At 60.9% G+C, this 22,415-nt stretch carries 20 protein-coding genes; 18 read left to right on the top strand and 2 right to left on the bottom strand.

The features are described from left to right. Positions 1–7 precede the first annotated feature (7 nt). Positions 8–955, bottom strand: coding sequence for a metallophosphoesterase (locus WDN46_00710; GenBank protein ID MEJ0092001.1), 948 nt, complete (start codon positions 953–955; stop codon positions 8–10). A 202-nt stretch (positions 956–1,157) separates the two neighbouring features. Here WDN46_00710 and WDN46_00705 point away from each other — a divergent pair, with 202 nt between their 5' ends. The 9 genes from WDN46_00705 (at position 1,158) to pgi (ending at position 10,457) form a co-directional block, all read left to right on the top strand. Next, on the top strand, positions 1,158–2,084 hold the full coding sequence (locus tag WDN46_00705; GenBank protein MEJ0092000.1) for a co-chaperone YbbN: 927 nt from the start codon (positions 1,158–1,160) through the stop codon (positions 2,082–2,084). Positions 2,085–2,241: 157 nt separating this feature from the next. Then, positions 2,242–2,793, top strand: coding sequence for an alpha/beta hydrolase (locus tag WDN46_00700; GenBank protein MEJ0091999.1), 552 nt, complete (start codon positions 2,242–2,244; stop codon positions 2,791–2,793). 205 nt (positions 2,794–2,998) lie between these two features. Then, on the top strand, positions 2,999–3,655 hold the full coding sequence (locus WDN46_00695; protein MEJ0091998.1) for an LON peptidase substrate-binding domain-containing protein: 657 nt from the start codon (positions 2,999–3,001) through the stop codon (positions 3,653–3,655). A gap of 36 nt (positions 3,656–3,691) precedes the next feature. Beyond that, complete coding sequence (locus tag WDN46_00690; GenBank protein ID MEJ0091997.1) at positions 3,692–3,913, top strand: Trm112 family protein; 222 nt, start codon at positions 3,692–3,694, stop codon at positions 3,911–3,913. Positions 3,914–4,226: 313 nt separating this feature from the next. Then, entirely contained in the window at positions 4,227–5,312 is a 1,086-nt protein-coding gene (locus WDN46_00685; protein MEJ0091996.1) for a choloylglycine hydrolase family protein, read from the top strand. Between the two features lie 130 nt (positions 5,313–5,442). Next, entirely contained in the window at positions 5,443–6,321 is an 879-nt protein-coding gene (tesB, locus tag WDN46_00680) for an acyl-CoA thioesterase II (protein MEJ0091995.1), read from the top strand. A 382-nt stretch (positions 6,322–6,703) separates the two neighbouring features. Next, positions 6,704–7,042, top strand: a complete 339-nt coding sequence (locus WDN46_00675) for a P-II family nitrogen regulator (protein ID MEJ0091994.1) — start codon at positions 6,704–6,706, stop codon at positions 7,040–7,042. Between the two features lie 37 nt (positions 7,043–7,079). Then, a complete protein-coding gene (locus WDN46_00670; GenBank protein ID MEJ0091993.1) occupies positions 7,080–8,600 on the top strand; it encodes an ammonium transporter in 1,521 nt (506 codons plus the stop codon). Between the two features lie 210 nt (positions 8,601–8,810). After that, entirely contained in the window at positions 8,811–10,457 is a 1,647-nt protein-coding gene (gene pgi, locus WDN46_00665; GenBank protein MEJ0091992.1) for a glucose-6-phosphate isomerase, read from the top strand. A 161-nt stretch (positions 10,458–10,618) separates the two neighbouring features. Here pgi and WDN46_00660 read toward each other — a convergent pair whose 3' ends face one another. Further along, positions 10,619–11,431 (bottom strand): AprI/Inh family metalloprotease inhibitor, encoded by an 813-nt coding sequence (locus tag WDN46_00660; protein MEJ0091991.1) that lies wholly within the window; start codon positions 11,429–11,431, stop codon positions 10,619–10,621. Positions 11,432–11,896: 465 nt separating this feature from the next. Between WDN46_00660 and WDN46_00655 the strand changes: the two genes are divergently transcribed. The 9 genes from WDN46_00655 (at position 11,897) to murD (ending at position 22,403) form a co-directional block, all read left to right on the top strand. Then, positions 11,897–12,715: a DUF3108 domain-containing protein gene (locus tag WDN46_00655; GenBank protein MEJ0091990.1), complete on the top strand. Its 819-nt coding sequence runs from the start codon at positions 11,897–11,899 to the stop codon at positions 12,713–12,715. A 505-nt stretch (positions 12,716–13,220) separates the two neighbouring features. Further along, positions 13,221–13,715, top strand: a complete 495-nt coding sequence (locus tag WDN46_00650) for a division/cell wall cluster transcriptional repressor MraZ (GenBank protein MEJ0091989.1) — start codon at positions 13,221–13,223, stop codon at positions 13,713–13,715. Beyond that, positions 13,712–14,752 carry a 16S rRNA (cytosine(1402)-N(4))-methyltransferase RsmH gene (gene rsmH, locus WDN46_00645; protein MEJ0091988.1) on the top strand — a complete coding sequence of 347 codons (1,041 nt, stop codon included), beginning with the start codon at positions 13,712–13,714 and terminating at the stop codon, positions 14,750–14,752. The genes WDN46_00650 and rsmH overlap by 4 nt, the downstream gene beginning before the upstream one ends. 1 nt (position 14,753) lies before the next feature. After that, positions 14,754–15,146, top strand: coding sequence for a hypothetical protein (locus WDN46_00640; protein ID MEJ0091987.1), 393 nt, complete (start codon positions 14,754–14,756; stop codon positions 15,144–15,146). A 13-nt stretch (positions 15,147–15,159) separates the two neighbouring features. Beyond that, a complete protein-coding gene (locus WDN46_00635; protein ID MEJ0091986.1) occupies positions 15,160–16,968 on the top strand; it encodes a penicillin-binding protein 2 in 1,809 nt (602 codons plus the stop codon). Then, a complete protein-coding gene (locus WDN46_00630) occupies positions 16,968–18,425 on the top strand; it encodes a UDP-N-acetylmuramoyl-L-alanyl-D-glutamate--2,6-diaminopimelate ligase (protein MEJ0091985.1) in 1,458 nt (485 codons plus the stop codon). The genes WDN46_00635 and WDN46_00630 overlap by 1 nt, the downstream gene beginning before the upstream one ends. Next, positions 18,422–19,927, top strand: a complete 1,506-nt coding sequence (locus tag WDN46_00625) for a UDP-N-acetylmuramoylalanyl-D-glutamyl-2,6-diaminopimelate--D-alanyl-D-alanine ligase (GenBank protein ID MEJ0091984.1) — start codon at positions 18,422–18,424, stop codon at positions 19,925–19,927. Before WDN46_00630 ends, WDN46_00625 begins: the two co-directional genes overlap by 4 nt. Position 19,928: 1 nt before the next feature. Next, the gene (mraY, locus tag WDN46_00620) at positions 19,929–21,011 is read left to right on the top strand and encodes a phospho-N-acetylmuramoyl-pentapeptide-transferase (GenBank protein ID MEJ0091983.1); all 1,083 of its coding nucleotides are present in this window, start codon (positions 19,929–19,931) and stop codon (positions 21,009–21,011) included. 3 nt (positions 21,012–21,014) lie between these two features. Beyond that, complete coding sequence (murD, locus tag WDN46_00615; protein MEJ0091982.1) at positions 21,015–22,403, top strand: UDP-N-acetylmuramoyl-L-alanine--D-glutamate ligase; 1,389 nt, start codon at positions 21,015–21,017, stop codon at positions 22,401–22,403. Positions 22,404–22,415 lie beyond the last annotated feature (12 nt).

The following is a 22,415-nucleotide window of genomic DNA, read 5'->3' as shown; positions in this document are numbered from 1 at the left end:
CGAGGGCTCAACTCCGCTGCAGTCGATGCAAGGTGATTTCGGGAGGACAATTCAGCCGAACGGCGACGACGCAGGATCCCGCTCCGACGGAGGTATAGCCGGTCATATTATTGTATTTCCAGGGCCCTGCGCCGAATGCCCGGGGCAAGGCGGAATCCAATGTGATCGGAATGCCGCCGGGCAGACAGATCTGGCCGCCATGCGTGTGCCCGGCGAGAATTGCGTCGAAGCCAGCGCTTGAGGCTTGCCGGTACATTTCGGGCGTATGGGACAATAGGATTGAGAATTCGCCGGAAGGCACGCCTGATGCGGATTTCTCGATATTGGCGACCCTGGAATGAGCATCGTCGATCCCGGCGAGGTAGATCGCCTGATCGCCGCGATCGATGCGGACGGACTCATTCAGCAACATACTGACGCCGATGTCCTCGAGGCCAGGCACCATTTTGATCGTGTCATGGTTGCCAAGGACGCCATAAATGGGGCGCTGCAGCTTGGCGCAGAGCTGGGCGACGCCCTTCAGCGCCGGCTCGAACGGCCCGCTTGTGCCGCCCCGGTAATCGCCGGTCATCACGCAAATATCATGGTCGAGCCCAGCGACGAGCTCTGCGACCTGCTCCATCGCGGGTCCGCTCATTTCGATGTGGAGGTCGCTGAGGTGGAGAATCGTGAAGCCGTCGAAGGCGCGGGGCAGACGCGGCGAGGCGATGACGTTGCGGCGCAGCTCTACGCGGGCGGCGTTCCGCTGTCCCCGCCCGTATAGGCCGCTGAGCTGCAGGGCAGCGCGCAAGAGCGTAGGGAGAGACCATTTCTCAAGGAAATCCAACCCCTGCCCAAACGGGCGGGGCTGGTGATTGTCCTCAATGGCGAGACGCTGGCGCGCGGCGGCTCTCCCGAGACGCTGCTCAAGTCGGTCGGTCACATCGCGAGGCGGAGCGTCGTGCAAGGGTTTCACAATGATTTCCTATGCGCCCTCAGACTGGCGCGCTGTGCGCTTTCGCGCATGCCGGCTCCAAATGACGGTCAATTCGCGACGACGATGTCAAGGGGGCGGTTGCGGCCAAAAGCTCGAACGAGGGTTGCGGTTTGGCTGACGAAGACGCATTTTGGCAGTGCAAAAACATCAGCGGCAAGACGCTGTCAAAGGAGAGCCGAACATGGCGGGATTATACGGCCTGGGTGCGGGGCAAGCCAAGCCGAGCGCAACTGGGGCGCAAGCATCGTCTTCCGTTAAGGACACGACCACCGCGAGCTTCGGCGTGGACGTCATCGCGGAATCGGCGCGTCAGCCGGTTCTCGTCGATTTCTGGGCCCCTTGGTGCGAGCCCTGCAAGCAGCTGACGCCGATTCTCGAAAAAATTGTGCAATTGGCCGGCGACAAGATCAAGCTGGTCAAAATGAACATTGACGAATACCCGGAAATCGCCGGCCGCCTGGGGGTCCGCTCCATCCCGGCCGTGATCGCCTTCCAGCGTTCGCAGCCGGTCGATGGTTTTATGGGCGCGTTGCCGGAATCCGAGGTGCGCGGCTTTGTAGAGCGGCTGGTTGGACCGCTCGGAGGCGAGTCGGACCTTCCAGCTGAGGCCGAGGCTTTGCTCGCGGCGGGCGATGCTGCGGGCGCCGCGGAAATATATGCCGCGATCATCGCCGAAAACCCGAGCGATCTCGCAGCTGTCGCGAGCCTCGCCAAAATCTTCATCGCGACTGGCGAACTCGAAAGGGCGAAAGCAATTCTGGCGTCCGTCCCGGCGAGCGGCGATCGCGACGCGGGGGTGATCGGCGCGAGAGCCGCCCTCGATCTTGCCGAACAGGCGGCCTCGATCGGCGATTTTTCCGATTTGAAGCGAAAGATCGAAGCCGATCCGAACGATCATCAAGCCCGGTTCGATTACGCAATCGCGCTCAGCGCGCAAAATCAGCGGGATGAGGCCGCCGCCGCCCTGCTCGACATTATCCGGCGCGACCGCAGCTGGCGCGAGGACGGAGCCCGCAAGCAATTGCTTCAATTTTTCGAGGCATGGGGTCCGATGGATCCGGCGACGATTTCGGCGCGCAAGAGGCTCTCGACGCTGTTGTTTTCATGAATGCCGGCCCGTCGCAGCGGGCCACGCGGCGAAATGTGCTGAATGCGATGACCGGCGTTCCCATTGCGGCGGTCTCCGCGCTGGGCGCCGGGTCTGCGGTCGGACAGACGGCGAAGCCGAAAACCTTTGTGTTGGCGCATGGCTCCTGGCATGGCGGATGGTGCTGGCGGCCGGTGGCGATCGCCTGCGCGGCCTTGGCCATTCGGTCTTCGCCCCAAGCTATAGCGGCATGGGCGATCGCGCCCATCTTTTGAGCCGAGACATCGCCATCGACACATTTGTCGAGGATCTCGTTGGAGTCATCCAATCGGAAGAGCTGAGGGAGGTGGTTCTTGTCGGCCATAGTTTTGGCGGCATCCCGATCTCCGGCGTCGCCGACCGCATCCCTCAGTCGATCGCTCATCTCGTTTACCTCGACGCAAATGTGATAGAAAGCGGCCGCAGCGCCTTCTCGCTCTATCCCGCTGATGTTGTCGAAGCGCGCATTAAAGCCGCCGAAAGCGCCAACAGCGGCCTCGCCGTTCCTCCGCCGCAAATCCTGCCCGCCGTCGGGGGCCTCAAGGAGGGGACAGCCGACTATGATTGGGTGCTGCGGCGGTTGACCCCGCATCCGCTCGGGGCCTATACGAACCCCTTGAAGCTTCAGAACCCTGTCGGCAATGGGTTGCCGCGCACCTTGTGCGTTGCACCCAACCGTCCAATCCGGTAATCGAGAGTTCAAGTCGGCTGGTGCGTTCGTGGCCGGGGTGGAGCTATATTGAGCTTGCCGCGCCCCACGACGTAATGATCACGCATCCAGACGATGTGGTGAGCCTGCTTTTGCAGGCGTGATCCGCGACCGCCGTGGTTTTTTACTTGCAAGAGATATATGTTGGATGGAGGGGAGCAAATTTCGGGAGACCGAGGATCTAAATATGAGCATGAACAATGGCTACCGCTCCCCGGACGAGCTGCCCGCATCATTTCCCATATTTCCCTTGTCCAAGGCCCTTCTGCTGCCGCGTGGCCAATTGCCGCTGAATATTTTTGAACCGCGTTATCTCGCCATGGTCGATGACGCCATAAGAGGCGCGCGCATCATCGGGATGATCCAGCCCGACCCCGAGGCGGCGGCCCCTGGGCTGTTCCCCGTCGGCTGCGCCGGACGCATCACCCAGCTGGCGGAAACCGGCGATGGTCGTTATCTCGTCACTCTAACCGGCATAGCGCGATTCAAGATGGTCGAGGAAATTGCGACATCGACGCCCTATCGGGAGTGCCGCGCCGATTTCACCCCATTCCTCATCGATTTCAGCCCGCGCGCGGGAGAGGATCTCGTTGACCGCGAAGGCGTATTGCGAACTTTGCGCGATTTCGCTGAAACCAACGATCTTCAGCTTGACTGGGACAGCATTAACGAGGCCCCGAATGAGGCTTTGGTCAATGCTCTCTCGATGATGAGTCCATTCGGAGCCAAGGAAAAACAGGCGCTGCTCGAAGCGCAGGATCTCAAAGGCCGGGCCGACGTATTGGTGGCGATTACCGAGATCGAACTCGCGCGCGGCAAAAACGCGCCGCAAACTCTGCAATAAGGCGTCAGATTTCGCCACGCCATAAGGATTGTGTTGATGTCGGACAAACACCAAAAGGCCAGCGGCAAGCCTGCCCCTGAATCCTCGCGGATCGACCCGCGGCTGCTTGAAATCCTGGTCTGTCCCCGCACCAAGACAACCCTCGAATATGACGCGCAAAACCAGGAACTGATCTCCCGCGCGGCCAAGCTCGCCTATCCGATACGGGACGGCATTCCAATCATGTTGCCAGAAGAAGCGCGGCCGCTCGGCGATTGATTGCAATAAATGTTGCAAAACAACAGGCGTCAGCTTACGCTTTACTAGGTAAAGAATAGCGCGAGCCTTGTGAAAACGGGTGAATTATCCGTCGTCGACGCCCCGAGCGCCGCCGCATCCATCCAATCATCTGAATCGGAAGCGAGCGATGCAAGATCAAGCGGCCTCGCACTATCGGAGGCCGCCTAGTTTTGCGAGCCGATAAAGGCGCGCCCGGAGCGGCGAAGGCAAAGCGAGCAAAAAAGTGAGGTTGGGCAGCGTCCAGCCGCTTTGGCGCTTCAGCGCCAGCCGGCTAGAACCTTCGGGGGCAACCATGATCGAGCGATGGGCGATCGCCATATTGGCGGTGATTCTAGCATTTGCGCCGGCGGCGGAGGCGTGCACAGGCATTCGTTTGATAGCCGCCGATGGCGGCGTCGTTCCTGGCCGCACCTTGGAATTCGGCTTCGATCTTCAATCTGACGTCGTGATCATTCCCAAGCAAACGACGATCACGGGCTCGACGCCGGACGGCGGCAAGGGCATTGCCTATACCACCAAATACGGCATGCTTGGGGCCAATGCGGTGGGGCTCCCGGACATCATCGACGGCATCAACGATCAGGGACTCTACGTCGGCCTATTCTACTTTCCCGGTTACGCGTCCTACCAGCAACAGACCAAGGAAAATACGCCGCGCGGCATGGCGCCGCACGAATATGGCAACTGGCTTCTCGGCAATTTCGCGAGCGTCGACGAAGTCAAAGCAAACTTCGCCAATGTGGTTTTGCTTCCCGTCGTCCTCGAGGCGATCAAACAGGCGCCGCCGGTCCATTTCGTCGTCCATGATCGCAGCGGCAAATCCGTTGTGATCGAGCCGGTCGAGGGAGGGCTCAAGATCTACGACAATCCGCTGGGCGTCGTGACCAACTCGCCGACATTCGATTGGCACATGACGAATTTGCGCAATTACGTGAACCTCAGCGCGACCAACGTCCCGCCGATTCAGCTGTCCGGCCTCAAGATAGTTCAGTTTGGCCAAGGCAGCGGATTGCATGGTTTGCCTGGCGATTACACACCCCCGGCGCGATTGGTCCGGGCGGTGGCGTTCTCACAGTCTGCGCTCCAACCTGCGACCGCGCCCGAGGCCGTTCTCCAAGCTTTTCATATTCTGAACGCGTTCGACATTCCGCTTGGCTCGGTGCGCGATCAGGACCAGAGCGCAGCGCAAGGCGAATATACGCTCTGGACGAGCGTCGCCGACCTCAAGAATCTGAAATGGTATTTTAGGACGTTTAACGACCAGTCGATCCGCAGCGTCGATCTCGCCGCCGCGATGGAGGGCGCAGACGGTAAAATTAAAACCATCAAAATGGATTCGAAGCAGCCCGTAGAGGATGTCTCGAAAGCGCTGCGGTAGGCTTGATCGCGATCTGAGGCGGGCGCGCTACAAATTGCTCCCTGGGTTTGTCGAGACGAGGCTATCCTCTGGCTTGACGGCGGCGGTCGCAACCGTCACCACCGACTGCCGAACGCAAACTCATGTCGCCATGCCCCAACCAACCTCTCCCGCCGTAGTCGAACTTCTCAATATCCTTGATCTCGAAAAGATTGAGGCGAATATTTTTCGCGGCCGCAGTCCGCAAGTCGGCTGGCAGCGGGTTTTCGGCGGCCTCGTGATCGCCCAGGCGCTCGTCGCCTCGGCCCGCACCGTTCCCGGCCGCGCGCCGCATTCGCTGCATGGTTATTTCCTTTTGCCGGGCGATCCCTCAGCGCCGATCATTTATGAAGTCGATCGCCTGCGCGATGGCCAAAGCTTCGCCACTCGGCGCTGCAACGCCATACAGCATGGCCGCGCAATTTTTTCGCTGTCCGCGTCGTTTCAGATCGAGGAGCCGGGCCTCGAACATTCTGTCGCCATGCCGGACGTCCCCTCGCCGGAAACCCTGCCGAGCGAGGCCGAAATGGTCGAGCGCTTCGGCGCCGTTATGGCGGAGCCGATTCGTCGCTGGTTCGCCAGCGACCGACCAATCGAAACGCGCGCCGTCGATCCATCGCGCTATATCCGGCATGAGGCGGGAGCGCCAAAGCAAGACGTCTGGCTGCGCGCGGCCGGGGCGCTTCCCGACGATCCGGCCATCCATCGCGCCGTGCTCGCCTATCTCTCCGATATGACCCTTCTCGACACGGCGCTGCTCGCCCATGGCCATCGCGTGTTCGACGCCGACCTGCAAATCGCCAGCCTCGACCACGCTTTGTGGTTCCACCGGTCGTTTCGCGCCGACGAATGGCTGCTCTACGCCCAAGACAGCCCAAACTCCGGCGGCGCGCGGGGCCTGGCGCGCGGCCTGATATTCTCCCGCGATGGGCGGCTTGTCGCTTCCGTGGTGCAGGAAGGGTTGATGCGCCCGAAGACGAGAACTTTCTAAAAATCCTCGTTTGACTGCATTTCAGATTAATTTCGCGCCGTTTCGAACATCTTCGATGCGTCGAACGAGCCGCCTAGCGCAAAACTTCGGCAAAAAAGATTTTTTTGCTCGGGTTCATGCGATTTTCGCCGTTTCATCCGCGGACGGACAGCGAGCGACGTTGTGGAGCGCTCGTCGTGGACATTTGCGGATATGCAAACGTGGCCTTAACATCAGAAATGGCCCGCTTTAGGCAAAAAAGCGGCAGCCTGGCGCCGAACGGCCCAGCGCTTGCAAGTAACAGCGCAAGCATGGCCACTCTCAGGCGTTTTGCTGTTGGCGGCGGGTCGGCTCACGAACGGATATCGACGGCCCTCAGGTAGACACAACCAGGACAACCAACATGAAAATCGTTACAGCGATTATAAAGCCGTTCAAGTTGGACGATGTTCGCGACGCGCTGATGAATCTCGGCGTGCACGGGATGACGGTGACCGAAGTTAAAGGTTATGGACGCCAAAAAGGTCACACGGAAATTTATCGCGGCGCGGAATATGCGGTCAGCTTTTTGCCGAAGCTGAAAGTCGAAGTCGCCGTCGCGCCCGAACTGGTCAACTCGACGATCGACGCCATCAGCGCCGCCGCGCGCACCGGTGAGATCGGAGACGGCAAAATCTTCGTAAGCGGACTCGATCAGGCCGTGCGAATCCGCACCGGCGAACGGGATCTCGACGCTCTTTGACCCTTCTTTATTCAAGATCCGTAAGGAGAGTTTGACAATGACGATTTCGTTTCCTCCACCGATCAGATCGCGGGCGATCGGCCTAGGTCTTCTCGCGGCATGCGCCACCGCCGGCCTTGCCTTCGCAGACCCCGCCGCAGCGCCGGCCCCTGTGCCCAATAAGGGCGACACCGCATGGATGCTAGTCTCCACCGCGCTCGTTCTGATGATGTCGGTTCCTGGCCTTGCGCTTTTCTATGGCGGCTTGGTGCGAACCAAGAACATGGCGTCTGTGCTCTCCCAGGTCTTTATGATCGTCGCGCTGGTTTCGATCATCTGGGTCGTTTACGGCTATTCGCTCGCCTTTACCGAGGGCTCGCATGACGCATTTCCGCTGCTCGGCACGAATTGGAACGCGTTCATCGGCGGATTTGACAGGGCCTTCCTGAAAGGGGTTGATCCGTCCACAAACGTCGCGACCTTCTCCAATGGAGTCGTCATTCCTGAATATGTCTATATGGCGTTTCAGATGACCTTCGCCTGCATCACGCCGGCTCTCATCATCGGCTCCTTCGCCGAACGCATGAAGTTCTCGGCGCTGATCGTCTTCATCGCTCTCTGGGTGACCTTCATCTACTTCCCGATCGCGCACGCCGTCTGGTACTGGGCCGGCCCGGACGCGCTGGGCGATGCCGCCAAGGCTCTGGCGGCTGCGACTGACGATGCGTCCAAGGCTTCGGCGCAAGCCGCTCTCGCGGCGGTGCAGGCCAACGCCGGATACTTCAACCAGATGGGCGCGCTCGATTTCGCCGGCGGCACCGTGGTGCATATCAATGCGGGCATCGCGGGCTTCGTCGGCTGTCTCGTGCTTGGCAAGCGAATTGGCTATCCGCGCGAAGTTGGGCCGCCCCATTCGATCACGATGTCGATGATCGGCGCCTCTCTCCTCTGGGTCGGCTGGTTTGGCTTCAACGCCGGCTCCAACCTCGAGTCGAACGGCACAACGGCTCTGGCTTTCGTCAACACGTTCGTCGCCACCTCTGCCGCGACGCTCTCCTGGATGTTCGTTGAATGGGCGATAAAGGGCAAACCCTCGCTGCTCGGCATGATCTCGGGCGCGGTCGCCGGCCTTGTCGCGGTGACGCCAGCCTCAGGGTTTGCGGGACCGATGGGATCGATCGTCCTTGGCCTCGTCGTCGGCGCAGTCTGCTTCTTCTTCGTCGATTATGTGAAGAGGTGGGGCGGCTACGACGATTCTCTCGACGTCTTCGGCGTGCATTGCATCGGCGGAATCATCGGGGCGATCGCCACCGGCATATTGGTGGCGCCGGCTCTCGGCGGCGTCGGCCTCACCGACTACACGATCAAACCCGGCGAGGCTTCGCCCGGCAATTATGATATGGCCGCGCAATTGCTGATCCAGGGAAAAACGGTGCTTTTCACCCTGCTGTGGTCCGGCATCGGATCGTTGATCCTCTACAAGATCGTCGATCTCGTCATCGGCCTAAAGGTCAGGAAAGACGCCGAGCTCGAAGGCCTCGACATTACCTCGCACGGCGAACGCGCCTACAACCCGTAGGCGTAAATTCGGGATCGTTGGCGATGACTTCCGCCGGGCCGAAAGGCTCGGCGGAATTGTTATGAGAAGACCATCGGCCGCGCCGATGAACGCAACTGGCGCGCCTTGTCCTCTTTCCCTTGCGCGCGGGCGGAAACAACCCTGACGTCTTTGTCTTGGCGCGTTGAATAGGCTAGAAAACGTCAGTTCGTTGTTTCTTGAGGGTATCTTATGGCTCGTGGTGAAGTTGTGGCGGCTCTGGCCGCGCTCGAAGCGCATAAGCAGGATATCGGCGCCCAAAAGATCGCCGATCTGTTCGCCGCCGACCCGCAGCGGTTTGAGCGCTTTCATGTCCAGCTCGACGACATTCTTTTCGATTTTTCAAAACATCGGATGAGCGACGTCACGCTGCGCTTGCTGCTGAACCTCGCCCGCGCCGCAGACGTCGAGTCGCGGCGCTCCGCCCTTTTCGCCGGCGCTCCGGTCAACGTTACCGAACATCGTCCGGCCCTGCATATGGCGTTGCGCAATCTGTCGGGCGCGCCGATGTTCGCCGGGGGACGCGACGTCATGCCCGAGGTTATGGCCGAGCGGCGCAAGATGGAGGCCTTCGCCGAGGCGGTGCGCAATGGCGAGATCAGATCGGCGAGCGGCGCGCGTTTTACCGATATCGTCAATTTCGGCATAGGCGGTTCGGATCTTGGCCCCGCTATGACGGCGCGGGCTCTTGCCCCCTTCATCGCGGATCATTTGACCCTGCATTTCGTCGCCAATGTCGACGGGGCCGATTTTGGCGATGCGGTGAAGCATCTGCCGATCGAGACGACGCTGTTCATCATCTGCTCAAAGACCTTTACGACGCTCGAGACGATGACCAATGCTGCGAGCGCTCGCCGCTATGTCGCCGAAAAGCTCGGAGAGGGCGCCGTCGCCGATCATTTTTGCGCGGTGTCGACCCAACTCGACAAGATCGCCGCCTTCGGCATCAAGAGCGATCGCGTATTCGGCTTTTGGGATTGGGTTGGCGGCCGTTATTCCATTTGGTCGTCCATCGGGCTTTCGCTGGCGATCGGGATCGGCAAGGACAATTTCGAAGATTTTCTGCGCGGCGGGCAGGATATCGATAAGCATTTCCTCGAGGCCCCGCTCGAGCGCAATGTCCCCGTGCTGATGGCGCTCCTTGGCGTCTGGTATCGCAATATCTGGGGCTTTGCGAGCCATGCGGTCATTCCCTACGATCAGCGCATGGCGCGCTTTGCGGCCTATCTGCAGCAGCTCGAAATGGAATCCAACGGCAAATCCGTGGACCTTTCCGGCGCGAAAGTCGAGCTTGCGACGGCGCCGGTTATCTGGGGCGAGCCGGGAACCAACGGCCAGCACGCCTTCTTCCAGCTTTTGCATCAGGGCACGGAAATCGTTCCGGTTGATTTTCTCATCGCCGCCTCGCCTGTTGCGGCTGACCCAAAACATCATGAATTGCTATTCGCCAATTGTCTGGCGCAGAGCCAGACGCTGATGCAGGGCCGCTCCATCGAGGATGTCACAAAGCGACTGCAATCAGAGAAATCGAGCCCCGAGGCGATCACAGCGCTGGCGCCGCATAAGGTGTTTGAGGGCAACCGTCCATCGAGCACGTTTCTCTACAAATGGATGTCGCCCCGCACGCTTGGCCAATTGATCGCGCTCTACGAGCACAAGGTTTTTGTGCAGGGCGTAATCTGGAACATCAATTCCTTCGATCAATGGGGCGTCGAACTCGGCAAGGAGCTGGCGGTGAAGCTCGCACCGATCGCCGCCGACGCGAGCCTTTCGACCGAGGGATTGGATTCATCGACCGCGGGACTCATTCACGCGGCGCGGGCGCGCAGGGCCGGATAAGCGGATTAGCCGACAAACGTCGCGCGAATGACGCGGGCGTCGAACTCATCCGCTTCGATCGGTAGGCTCTACCCCCGCCGAACGGCGAACAAAAGCGCGGAGACTATGAAGCGCGATCGAGCGAAAGCCGTAGGGTCGAAAGCCCGCGCGCCCCAAAAAAATCACATCTTCTTCAGGCTGAGGCTCGAGCCTTCCTTGGGATCTTTCAGCCAGACGCCATCTGGTTGCAGGTCGAGATGCGTCGAGTGGCCTTTGCGCGCGGTGAGGACGAGGCGGCCGCTGACGATCTGCCAAGCGGTCGGATCAAAAATCACGATGCCCTGATCGCGGCAGGCGGGCGATAGGAAAGCCTTGTTGCCGGCTTTCGTCTTGGCCTGATCGTCGAGGGTCAACATGCAGCCGGTGTCGCGCGCTTCCTCGCGTAAAACCGAATAGCGGCCCGCGACATCGCCCGGCCGGACGATCGGATGCGCAGCATTGGCCGCAAGCTTGGCCGGTGCCGCCGCGCTCGCGCTCGGAACGGTCGCGGCCACGGTTCTTTGCGGCGCGACGCCTCCGGCGGCCAGGGTAAGCCGATAGATCTCTCCCTCCGGGCCGCTCGCAACCAGCGTCTCCTCCGTCTCGATCGTGAAATCGAGCACGGACTTGCCGTAAGCATCTGCGAGATCAAGGTGATTATCGCCGGGCAAAACCCAGGCGCCAATGGTATTGAGAATTGGGAGCGCGTGGCGGCACCCAAGCGGCATGGCGACGAACTGGCCGCCGTGCACCGGCTCCGCGCGCAATGTCAGGCGGCATTCCTTATTGCCGCCGGCGAGCGACAAATCCCATGCTCCGAGAACTGCGTCGGGCCGGTCGAGGGCGATGGTCGTCGCCTGCGCGCTGGCGCACCACAAAAGCCCCGCCGCGACAGTCAGAGGCGACCACGCCCGAACGGCGCGGGCGGTTCGTTGCGCCCCAAAAATCTTTCGCATGGTCGCTGAACGTCCCAGAATCGGCTTCTCTTGGCCATAATGGCGCGACCTTATAAGGAAAGCTGTCTTTCGCCAATTCGGTCGCGCGCGATGATTCTGAAATATCGCGGGACGTCGAGCCTGGCGGCGAGCGTCGGGCGCCCGCCATCATCTTGAAATCGTCGAAGTTTCGCTCATTTTCCGCAGTTTAAGGTTACTGGCCAAGCGATTATGAACAACTGTTTGTGCAGCATCACATTGGCGCTTGCGTCCGGCCGCGTGATAATGCGAACTTTCATCCATCCGATTCAATGTCGTCTGAACAAACGAGGCCATGCAGCGATCCGATTTTCAGACCCGACGATTGGGCGGATCGCTGCAGACGAGGCGTAGGCAGGGGCTTGACTGATTCGCGAAAAATTGCCGGAATTCCCGGCAAGATCTTGAGCCCCATGCTGAAGCGTGCGCGCTCTTAGGAGATTACCCTTGTTTCGCCTTTTGCGGCTCGCTTTCGGTCTTGGTCTGGTTTTTCAATTTGGAGTGACTTCGGCCAGCGCCGAGGTCGTGCGCGCGCGCTACTCGGTAAGTCTCTTAGGCATGCATATCGGCGATGCGGCCGCCGTCGGCTCATTCGATCCGACCGGGTATCGGATTGATTTCAACGCCAAATTGACGGGCGTCGCGGCGATGGTCGCCGACGTGAAAATGGCGCTGACTTCAGCAGGCTCCCTCCGTAAAGGAGCGATCTTGCCGGCGACCTATGCGACGACCTCCGGCAATTCCCGCGAAACGCGGACCGTCCGCATGTCCCTCAATGGCGGCAATGTGAAAGCCGTCGATATTTCTCCGCCCTGGACTGACAAGGAAGGCCGGATTCCCGTCACTGAAGCAAATAAGCGCAACATTCTCGATCCGACGAGCGCGCTGCTGATGGCCGTGGCGGAGGGGCAATCGCTCGTGGGCCCGGCGGCGTGCAACCGCACGATCCCGATCTATGACGGCTTCGTCCGTTTCGATATTGCGCTGTCTTATACCGGCACCAGGGATGTGGCTATCCAAGGTTATTCGGGGCCGGTCGCGGTCTGCGCCGCGCGCTATATCCCGATCTCCGGGCACAGACGCGATTCGCGATCGACGCGCTTCATGGCCGAGAACAGGCAGATTGAGGTTTGGCTGGCCCCGGTCGAGCGCGCGCATGTCGTCGTACCCGTCCGTGTGGAGCTGATGACGGTGGCTGGCGACGCTTTGATCGAGGCCGTGGAGTTTTCAGTCGAGCCGAGCGACTTCACCGCGACTACGCATTGACGGTACGCTCTACGATTTTTGCTCGAAAATAGACTGTTTGACGCGGGCTGGCGGCGGATCCGGCGTCGCTCGTCGCCCGCTGAGCGCTCTGTATCTCCGCAATGGGGAGCAGATCAAAGCCTCTGTCTCGAAGAATGATTCCCATTGGCTCGCGATTGTTCCCTCGCTTTGAGGCGGAGCCGGTTCGAGGCAGGGCCTTGCCAATACTGAACGCGGCGACAGACGAGATCAGCGAATCCTCTGTGTGAGAACTGAGGTTTGCGCGTCAACTCCAAATAGCCTCTCAACAGCTCCCCGTTAACCTTAATGATTCTTAAATCTCTGCTGCGTTGCGTTGACGCGGTGGTCGAATTTGCCTGCCGCCCCTGGGAATTACATTGACCCCCAATATATCCCATGTTATCCCAAATCGTCCCGTTCAAGTGTTAATCAAGTCAGTTCCCAAAGGCGCGCAGCGACGCGTTAGGGGCTGGGCGTACAAGGCAGCAAAGCTTGGGGTTGTGGAGTGGACGGATATGTCTCGCACTACACCAATAAGCTCGACGCCAAAGGTCGGGTTTCGATTCCGGCGTCGTTTCGGGCGGTGCTGGCGCGTGATGGTTTCGATGGTCTTTATATCCATCCCTCGATCGATCAGGAGGCGCTCGATTGCGGTGGTCATGCCCTGTTGCGGGAAATCGACGGACTTCTTTGCGGGCTCTCCCCCTATTCGGAGGAGCGCGATCTGTTTTCGACCGCGCTCATTGGCACCAGCGAGATTCTGAAAGTCGATTCCGAGGGGCGCGTGATCCTCACGGAAAGTCTCAAAGCCTATGCGACGATTTCGAACGAGGTGACCTTCGTCGGCCATGGGCACAAGTTTCAAATCTGGGAGCCGAGTCGTTTCCGCGTGCATCTGGACGAGGCCAGAAACCGGGTGCGCGACCTACGAAAACAGCTCAGTTCCAGACACGTGGCGCCGGAGATGCCGCCGCCACGATCACATGGAGCACGGGAATGACTTCGGGTCGCGGCGATGAGGATCTTCTCGCCGCTGGCGGACCGGCCCGGCACGTTCCCGTGCTTCGTGATGAAGTCATCCAAATCATCGATCCGCAGGAGGGCGGTCTCTATCTTGACGCCACTTTCGGGGCCGGCGGCTATTCGCGCGCGCTTCTCGCGTCCCAGGGCGCGCGGGTGTTGGCGCTCGATCGCGATCCTGTAGCGATCGCCGAGGGAGCCTTGCTGGCGCGGCAGGCCGAGGGGCGGCTTTCTCTCGTTCAGGCGCGCTTTTCTGGACTCGTCGAGGCGGCGCGCCGACTGGAGCTTACCGATTTCGATGCTGTTGTGCTCGATATCGGCGTGTCCTCCATGCAGGTCGACGATGCGGATCGCGGCTTTTCTTTTCGCAACGATGGCCCTCTCGACATGCGCATGGAGCGCGCGGGGCAGAGCGCGGCGGATATCGTCAATACGGCGGAGGAGGCGACGCTCGCCGACATCCTCTATTATTTCGGCGAGGAGCGCGCATCGCGGCGGATCGCGCGCGCGATCGTCATGGATCGCGCCCAAGCGCCTTTCGTCTCCACCGCAGCATTGGCCGGAATGATCTCTCGCGTCGCGCCGGGCAAACCCGGCGAGATGCATCCGGCGACGCGCAGTTTTCAGGCGCTGAGGATCGCCGTCAACGATGAGCTCGGCGAACTCGTCCGGGCGCTCGCCGGCGCGGAATCGATCCTGAGGCCCGGTGGAAAGCTCGTCGTCGTGACTTTCCATTCGCTCGAAGATCGCATCGTCAAGCAGTTTTTCGCGAGCCGTTCGGGACGCGGGGCGGCGCCGTCGCGGCTGCTGCCGGGCGAAGCGCCGCCGCCGCCGCCGACCTTCCTTTTGCCTGGCAAACAGCCGGTGACGCCCTCAGATTCCGAGGTCGCCGCCAATCCGCGCGCGCGCTCCGCAAAGCTGCGCCACGGGGTGCGCACATCGGCCCCGCCGCGGCCTGTCGGCGACAATCTTCTAGCGCTCGCAAGACTGCCGCAGCGCAATCCGAAGGGGCGTTGAGATGGTGCGCTTTCTGAACCTCCTCGCGGTCGCGGCGCTGATCGGTTCGGCGATTTATGCCTATTCGATCAAATACGAGACGATTTTCCACGCCGAAAGAATCGTGAAGCTGAAACACGAGATCAAGGAAGAGCAGGATCAGATCGCCATGTTGCGCGCCGAATGGGCGCATCTGACGCGGCCGGAGCGCATTGAGGCCCTCGCCGACAAATTCCTCACTCTGCAGCCAGTTTCCTTGCGCCAGATCGCCAACGCCGACGCTCTGCCGTCGAAGACCGCGAGGACCGACGCGATCGGCGACAAGCTCGAAGCGCTTGGATTGGCGGAGCCGACCAATACGCCGAATGAGGGCTCCGTCGCGGGGCCAACCACCCCGTCCACCCTGACAAGATGAAGTTGGCGCCAATATGGTTGAGGGCTTTGATTCTCATGACAGAGATGGGGAGAGCGTAGCGCCGGGCGGAATAACCCCGAGTCGCGGTCGAATAAAGAGCATTCTCGTTGATGTATTTTCGACGAAGCTCCACAAAAGCTCTGGGCGCATTAAACTGATCGCCTGCGTCTTTATCGCCCTTTATGCAATCATCGGCGGCAAGTTGATCTATTTCGGTCTGCATCAGGAGCAGCAGACAGGGAGCGCCAAACGCGGCGGGACCGATGTCGTCGCCGCGGCGCGGCCCGATATTCTCGACCGCAACGGCGAAGTTCTGGCGACCGACGTCAAAGTCATGTCGGTTTTTGCCGAACCGCGCCGCATCATCGACAAGGATGAGGCGGTCGAGCTTCTCACCGCCGTGCTTCCGGATGTCGACGCGACCGAGCTGCGCACGCGCCTTGGTTCGCGCAAGGGGTTCGTCTGGGTCAAACGCGCGATCACGCCAAAACAGCAGCAGGAAGTCTATCGCCTAGGCCTTCCGGGCGTTGGGTTTTTGCCTGAAAACAAGCGAGTCTATCCCAATGGCCCTGTGGCCGCCCATGTTCTGGGTTTCGCCAATCTCGACGGCGTCGGCATCTCGGGGCTCGAAAAATACATCGACGGCCAGGGCCTGGCAGATCTGCATGGTGCGGGCTTCAGTCTGACGCCGGAAGATCTGAAGCCGATCGTTAGCTCGCTCGATCTCAAGGCGACTTTCGCCGTGCGCGACGAACTGGCCAAGGGCATCGCCAAGTTCAAGGCGAAGGCGGGCGGCGCCGTCATCCTCGACATCAATACCGGCGAAGTCATCGCGATGGCGTCGCTGCCGGATTACGATCCGAACGATCCGGCTGACGCGCTGGATCCCAACCACATCAACCGCATCTCCGTCGGCGTTTATGAAATGGGCTCGACCTTCAAGGCGATTTCCGTCGCAATGGCGCTCGATCAGGGGAAGGTCAATCTCAATTCGCGGATCGACGCGCGGGATTCGCTCCGTTACGGCCGCTTTACGATCCACGATTTCCACGCTCAGCACCGGCTTTTGACAGTGCCGGAGGTTTTCACTTTCTCATCGAATATCGGCGCCGCGCGCATGGCGCTGATGGTTGGCGTCGAAGGACACAAGGCTTTCCTGCGCAAAATGGGGCAGTTGACCCGTCTGCACACGGAATTGCCCGAGACGGCCGACCCGCTGGTTCCCAAAAACTGGGGCGAGCTCAATACAATGACGATCGCCTTCGGACAGGGCCTTAATGTTGCTCCCTTGCAGGCGATGATGGCTGTTGGCGCGCTTTCCAATGGTGGACTGCTGGTCAACCCGACCTTCTTGAAGAGGAACGAGGAGGAGGCTAAGAAAGACGCGCCGCGCGTCATCAAACCCGAGACCTCGGAGTCGCTTCGTTATCTGATGCGTCTCAACGCGGAAATCGGTTCGGCGAAAATGGCCGACATCAAGGGCTATTTCATTGGCGGCAAGACTGGCACCGCCGACAAAATCGTCCACGGACATTACGCCAAGGATAAGGTGTTCACGACTTTTATGGCGATTCTGCCGGCCGACAAGCCGAAATATTTGATTTTGACGCTGATGGACGAGCCGCAAGGTCTGCCGGAGACCGGCGGATATCGCACGGCGGCGTGGAATTCCGGCAGCGTCACCGGCAAGATCATCGAGAGGGTCGGGCCTTTGCTTGGCATTCCGCCGCGATTTGAGCTGCCGACGCAGCCGTTCCCGCTGCTCGCCAAGCTTGGCTATAGCCAGGCCAACGTGCCGGCGACCGGCGGAAAGGAGCATTGATGCGCCTTTCCGAGCTGCTTCCAGACATTGAAATCCCACAGGATTTTGCTGGCCGGGAAGTTGCGGGCGTCAGCTGCGACAGCCGCGCCGCGACAGTTGGAACCGTGTTTTTCGCTTTGCCTGGGACAAAAACGGATGGGCTCGCCTTCGCGCCGCAAGCGGTGCGGCAGGGAGCCTTCGCGATCGTCGGCGAGCGCGCGCCCGAAATGCCGATTGGAGCCGGCGTCTTTATCAAGGTCGATGACGCGCGCGCCGCTCTGGCGAAGGCGAGCGCGCAATTCTTTCCGCGCCAGCCCGAAACTGTCGTCGCCATCACCGGGACCAGCGGCAAAACCTCGGTCGCGGCCTTCGTGCGCCAGATCTGGGCTGCGCAAGGTTTAGCCGCCGCCTCTTTAGGCACGCTTGGGGTCGTTGCGCCGTCGGGGTCGGTTTACGGTTCGCTGACGACGCCCGATTCCGTGACCTTACACAAAACGCTGGATCAACTCGCCGGGGCCGGCGTCACGCATCTAGCGCTGGAGGCTTCCTCCCACGGAATTGTTCAGCACAGGCTCGATGGCGTGCGGCTCAAGGCTGCGGCCTTCACCAATCTGTCGCGCGACCATCTCGACTATCATGCGACGCTCGAAGACTATTTTGCCGCCAAGCTTCAGCTGTTCGAGCGCTTGTTGGAGCCGGGCCAGAGCGCCGTGGTCGACGCCGACAGCGGTGTGGCCGAGAAGGTCATAGCCGCCTGCGAGGCGCGGGGGCTCCGTGTTTTCAGCACCGGGCGCAAAGGCCAAACGCTAAAACTTCTCGCCGCGCAGCCGGACAATGTTTCGACGCGGCTGGAGATCGCTTACGCAGGGGAGGCCGTTAAGCTGACGCTCCCGCTTGCCGGCGCCTTTCAAGCCTCGAACGCCCTCGTTGCGGCGGGGCTTTGCCTGGCGACGGGAAGCCCTTCCGACACGGTCTTCGCCGCGCTGGAGCGGATCGAGGGCGCGCCGGGGCGCCTCGAACGCGTCGGACAGCGCCAGGGCGCGCCGATCTATGTCGATTATGCCCATAAGCCCGATGCGCTCGACAAGGTTCTCCGCACGCTGAGGCCTTATTTGCGCGGGAAGCTCGTTGTCGTTTTCGGCTGCGGCGGCGACCGCGACCCGGGAAAGCGTCCGATCATGGGCGATGTGGCGGCGCGGCTCGCCGATTTGGTCATCGTTACCGACGACAACCCACGCTCGGAAAATCCGGCCGCGATCCGCAAAGCCATCCTGGCCGGGGCCGCCGGGGCGGCAAATGTCCGCGAAATCGGCGACAGGGCGAGCGCGATCGCCGAAGCGGTCGCTTTGCTTGGCCCCGATGATGGGCTTCTCATCGCCGGCAAAGGTCATGAAACCGGCCAGATCGTCGGCGACATCACGCTGCCGTTTTCGGATTCCGACTGCGTCCGCGCGGCGCTGAAGGATTATGCGGCATGAGCGAGATCAGCATCCGCGACGCCCCGGAGCCGCAGGCAAGAGACGGCGCGACTGGGGGGCCCGGCGATATTTTGTGGACCAGTCTTGGGCTTGTCGCGCCTCTTGCGGCGCGGGTGAGCGGGGGCGTTCCACAAGGCGGCGCGAACGGAATTTCGATCGACACACGAACGCTTCAAAGCGGCGATCTCTTTTTCGCCATCAACGGCGCCAACAGCGATGGCCATGATTACGTCGCCGCGGCTTTCGCCAAAGGAGCCCTTGCGGCGGTAGTCGATGAAGCCCATGCTGATGCGCTGGCGCAGCTGGGTCCGCTGTATGTCGTCCGCGATGTTCTTCCAGCTCTGGAGCGGCTCGGCGTCGCCGCGCGGGCGCGCACAAAAGCGCGCATCGTCGCTGTCACAGGGTCTGTTGGCAAGACATCGACGAAAGAGGCTTTGCGGCTGGTGCTGACGCAGGGCGGGGGCGCACACGCCTCGGTCGCCTCCTACAACAATCATTGGGGCGTGCCGCTGACCCTTGCGCGCATGCCAAAGCCATCGCAATTCGGCATTTTCGAAATCGGCATGAACCACCACGGCGAAATCGCGCCCCTCGCCGCGATGGTGCGCCCGCATGTGGCGATCATCACGGCGGTCGCTCCAGTCCATATCGAGAATTTCGACAGCGTCGAGGCGATCGCCGACGCCAAGGCCGAGATCTTTTCCGGCCTGACGCCCGGCGGCGTCGCGATTCTGCCGCGCGACAATGCGCATTATGAGCGCCTTCTCGGTCACGCGAAGGACTCCGCCGCCGGCCATGTCGCGAGCTTCGGCGAACATGAAAACGCGGACGCAAAATTGATCAGCGTGAAACTGGCGGCGGACCACTCGATCGTCGAGGCGATCGTCTGCGGCCGGCGCCTGATCTATCGTCTCGGCGCGCCGGGGCGCCATCTCGCCATGAATTCACTCAGCGTTCTGCTCGCCGCCAAAGCTTTTGGCGTAGATCTCGACGTCGCCGCAGGCGCGTCGGCTTTTTTCGCCGCCCAGCCGGGACGCGGCCAGAGGCTGACTCTCAACGCAAAGGATGGGCCTTACACATTGATCGATGAAAGCTACAACGCCAATCCCGCGTCGATGCGCGCGGCTTTTGAGCTGGCTGGCGCTTTGCCTCTTGAGGAGCCAGGGCGCCGCATCGCGGTTCTTGGCGACATGCTCGAACTCGGCCGCGACGCCGGCGCGATGCACGCGGAACTCGCCGAGGATATCAGAGCCAATCATATCGATCTCGTCTATGCGGCGGGACCATTGGTGAAGCATTTGTTTGATGCGTTGCCGAAGCCCTTGCGGGGCAAATGGCGCGAAGCCGCCAGCGCACTCGAGCCTGCGGTCGCCGCCGCGATTCGGGCCGGCGACATCGTCATCGTCAAGGGATCGAACGGCAGCAAAATGAGCGCGATCGTCGGCGCGTTGAAACAGCGCGGCGCGGATTTGGACGCGGCGCAAACCCGGCGGGATTCATGAAATGTTGACCTGGCTCGCTGAGTTTTCGACCCTTTTTGGACCGCTCAACCTATTTCGCTACATTACGTTCCGCACTAGCGGAGCCACCGCGACGGCGTTGTTTTTCGTGTTCTTCCTTGGGCCTCGGATCATCGCGGCCTTGCGCCTCAAACAAGGCAAAGGGCAACCGATCCGCGACGACGGTCCGCAGTCGCATCTCCTGACCAAAAAGGGGACGCCGACGATGGGCGGATTGATGATCCTTTCGGGGCTCATCGTCTCCACCTTGCTCTGGGCCAATCTGCACAATCATTATGTCTGGATTGTTCTCTTCGTCATGACCGGCTTCGGGCTGATCGGCTTTTACGATGATTATCTGAAGGTCACGAAGCAATCGCATAATGGCTTTTCGGGACGGCGGCGGCTTCTGTGCGAGGTCGCGATTGCGGTGATCGCTTGTTTTGCGATGATGAAGCTAGGCACGCCCCATACGACTGCGCTTGCTTTGCCGGCCGTAAATGGGTTCGTCGCCGACCTTGGCCTGTTCTTTCTCATTTTCGGGCCGTTTGTCATCGTCGCCGCCGGCAATGCGGTCAACCTCACCGACGGATTGGATGGTCTCGCCATCGTGCCGGTGATGATCGCGACGGGCGCCTTTGGCATCATCGCCTATCTTGCCGGCAATGCGATTTTCTCGACCTATCTCGGCATTAATTTCGTCCCCGGCGCCGGAGAACTCGCTGTCATCACTGGGGCCGTGATTGGCGCAGGTCTTGGCTTTCTCTGGTTCAACGCCCCGCCGGCGCAGATCTTTATGGGCGACACCGGATCGCTCGCTCTTGGCGGACTGCTCGGCACCATCGCCGTCGCGGTCAAGCACGAGATCGTTTTGGGGATCGTCGGCGGCCTTTTTGTCGTCGAGACTCTTTCGGTCATCGTGCAAGTCATCTCGTTCAAGCTGACCGGCAAACGCGTCTTCAAGATGGCTCCGATCCACCACCATTTCGAGCAGCTCGGCTGGTCCGAGTCGCAGGTCGTGGTGCGATTCTGGATCATTGCCTTCGTGCTGGCGCTGATCGGCCTCTCGACCCTGAAGCTGAGGTAAAAAATGACCCCGGTCACGGTCTTCAAGGACAAATCCGTCGCCGTCTTCGGTCTCGGCGGTTCGGGATTTGTCACGGCGCAAGCGCTCGTCGCGGGCGGGGCGCGAGTGAAGGTTTGGGACGACAATGAGCACGCGCGGGAAAAGGCGCGCGCTGTGGGACTGAGAATAGAAAATTTGGCGTCGGCGGATTGGCGGGAGTTTGCGGCGCTGGCGCTCGCTCCCGGCGTGCCGCTGACGCATCCGGCGCCGCATTGGACCGTGCTGAAGGCGAAGGAGGCCGGGGTTGAAGTCATCGGCGACATCGAACTTTTTTGTCGCGAGCGCAAAAAAATTGCGCCAGGGGCGCCCTTCGTCGCGATCACTGGCACCAATGGAAAATCGACGACGACGGCGCTTGTCGCGCATTTGTTTCGCAGCATGGGTCATTCCGTCGAGATCGGCGGCAATATCGGCACGCCCATTCTGGCCTTGCAGCCGCCGAGCCGCGACCGCGTCCATGTGATTGAGTGTTCGTCCTATCAGGTCGATCTTTCGCCCTCGCTTGACGCCTCCGTCGGCATTCTTCTCAACGTCACTCCGGACCATCTTGATCGCCATGGGACAATGGAAAACTACGCCGCCATCAAGGCGCGGCTGGTTCGCAACGCCGACCACGCCGTGATCGGCGTCGATGATGATTTTACGCGCAAGATCGCGGAGGAATTGACCGCGGCAGGGCGGCAGGTCATGCAGATTTCGGCGGCTGGCCGCAAGATTGAGAACGGCGTCGTCTTCGAGGGCTCATCCCTCTTTCGCCGCGCCGGCGGGCGATCCAGCCTGATCGCGGATTTGTCCGGCATCGCTTCGCTGCGCGGCGCGCATAATGGGCAGAATGCCGCCGCGGCCGTCGCGGCGCTGAGTTGCCTCGGTCTCGATGTCGATTGCGTCGCGAAGGGCCTTTCCACCTTCCCCGGCCTTGCGCATCGTCTCGAGGAGGTCGGACGCAAAGGTAAAGTTCTGCTCGTCAATGATTCCAAAGCGACCAACGCCGACGCCGCCGAAAAGGCGCTATTGTCGTTTGACAGAATCTTCTGGATCCTTGGCGGCCGGGCGAAACAGGGCGGCATCGAGCCGCTGCGGCCCTTGTTCCCGAAGATCGTCAAAGCGTATCTGATCGGCGAGGCGAGCGCGGAATTTGCGGCGACGATCGGCGATTCTTTCCCATTTGAATTTCGCGAAACGCTGGAAAACGCCGTTCCAAAAGCGGCGCGGGACGCAGAAGAAAGCGCGATCGACGATCCTGTGGTTCTGTTGTCGCCGGCCTGCGCCTCGTTCGATCAGTTTTCGGATTTTGAAAAGCGCGGCGATCGTTTTCGCGATCTCGCCAAAGCCTTGATTGCGGGGAAGACTTAAGCGGCGGCGAGA

Origin of the sequence: Methylocella sp., from assembly GCA_037200525.1 — a bacterium.
GTDB lineage: Bacteria > Pseudomonadota > Alphaproteobacteria > Rhizobiales > Beijerinckiaceae > Methylocapsa.
The sequence above is the reverse complement of the archived record's forward strand: the minus strand, read 5'-3'. Positions and strand labels throughout refer to the sequence as shown.

What these genes read in the sequence shown, in the direction of transcription:
- WDN46_00705 (MEJ0092000.1), top strand. Translation starts at nt 1,158, where the DNA reads ATGGCGGGATTATACGGCCTGGGTGCGGGGCAAGCCAAGCCGAGCGCA.
- WDN46_00700 (MEJ0091999.1), top strand. Translation starts at nt 2,242, where the DNA reads ATGGTGCTGGCGGCCGGTGGCGATCGCCTGCGCGGCCTTGGCCATTCG.
- WDN46_00695 (MEJ0091998.1), top strand. Translation starts at nt 2,999, where the DNA reads ATGAGCATGAACAATGGCTACCGCTCCCCGGACGAGCTGCCCGCATCA.
- WDN46_00690 (MEJ0091997.1), top strand. Translation starts at nt 3,692, where the DNA reads ATGTCGGACAAACACCAAAAGGCCAGCGGCAAGCCTGCCCCTGAATCC.
- WDN46_00685 (MEJ0091996.1), top strand. Translation starts at nt 4,227, where the DNA reads ATGATCGAGCGATGGGCGATCGCCATATTGGCGGTGATTCTAGCATTT.
- tesB (MEJ0091995.1), top strand. Translation starts at nt 5,443, where the DNA reads ATGCCCCAACCAACCTCTCCCGCCGTAGTCGAACTTCTCAATATCCTT.
- WDN46_00675 (MEJ0091994.1), top strand. Translation starts at nt 6,704, where the DNA reads ATGAAAATCGTTACAGCGATTATAAAGCCGTTCAAGTTGGACGATGTT.
- WDN46_00670 (MEJ0091993.1), top strand. Translation starts at nt 7,080, where the DNA reads ATGACGATTTCGTTTCCTCCACCGATCAGATCGCGGGCGATCGGCCTA.
- pgi (MEJ0091992.1), top strand. Translation starts at nt 8,811, where the DNA reads ATGGCTCGTGGTGAAGTTGTGGCGGCTCTGGCCGCGCTCGAAGCGCAT.
- WDN46_00660 (MEJ0091991.1), bottom strand. Translation starts at nt 11,431, where the DNA reads ATGCGAAAGATTTTTGGGGCGCAACGAACCGCCCGCGCCGTTCGGGCG.
- rsmH (MEJ0091988.1), top strand. Translation starts at nt 13,712, where the DNA reads ATGACTTCGGGTCGCGGCGATGAGGATCTTCTCGCCGCTGGCGGACCG.
- WDN46_00640 (MEJ0091987.1), top strand. Translation starts at nt 14,754, where the DNA reads ATGGTGCGCTTTCTGAACCTCCTCGCGGTCGCGGCGCTGATCGGTTCG.
- WDN46_00635 (MEJ0091986.1), top strand. Translation starts at nt 15,160, where the DNA reads ATGGTTGAGGGCTTTGATTCTCATGACAGAGATGGGGAGAGCGTAGCG.
- WDN46_00630 (MEJ0091985.1), top strand. Translation starts at nt 16,968, where the DNA reads ATGCGCCTTTCCGAGCTGCTTCCAGACATTGAAATCCCACAGGATTTT.
- WDN46_00625 (MEJ0091984.1), top strand. Translation starts at nt 18,422, where the DNA reads ATGAGCGAGATCAGCATCCGCGACGCCCCGGAGCCGCAGGCAAGAGAC.
- mraY (MEJ0091983.1), top strand. Translation starts at nt 19,929, where the DNA reads ATGTTGACCTGGCTCGCTGAGTTTTCGACCCTTTTTGGACCGCTCAAC.
- murD (MEJ0091982.1), top strand. Translation starts at nt 21,015, where the DNA reads ATGACCCCGGTCACGGTCTTCAAGGACAAATCCGTCGCCGTCTTCGGT.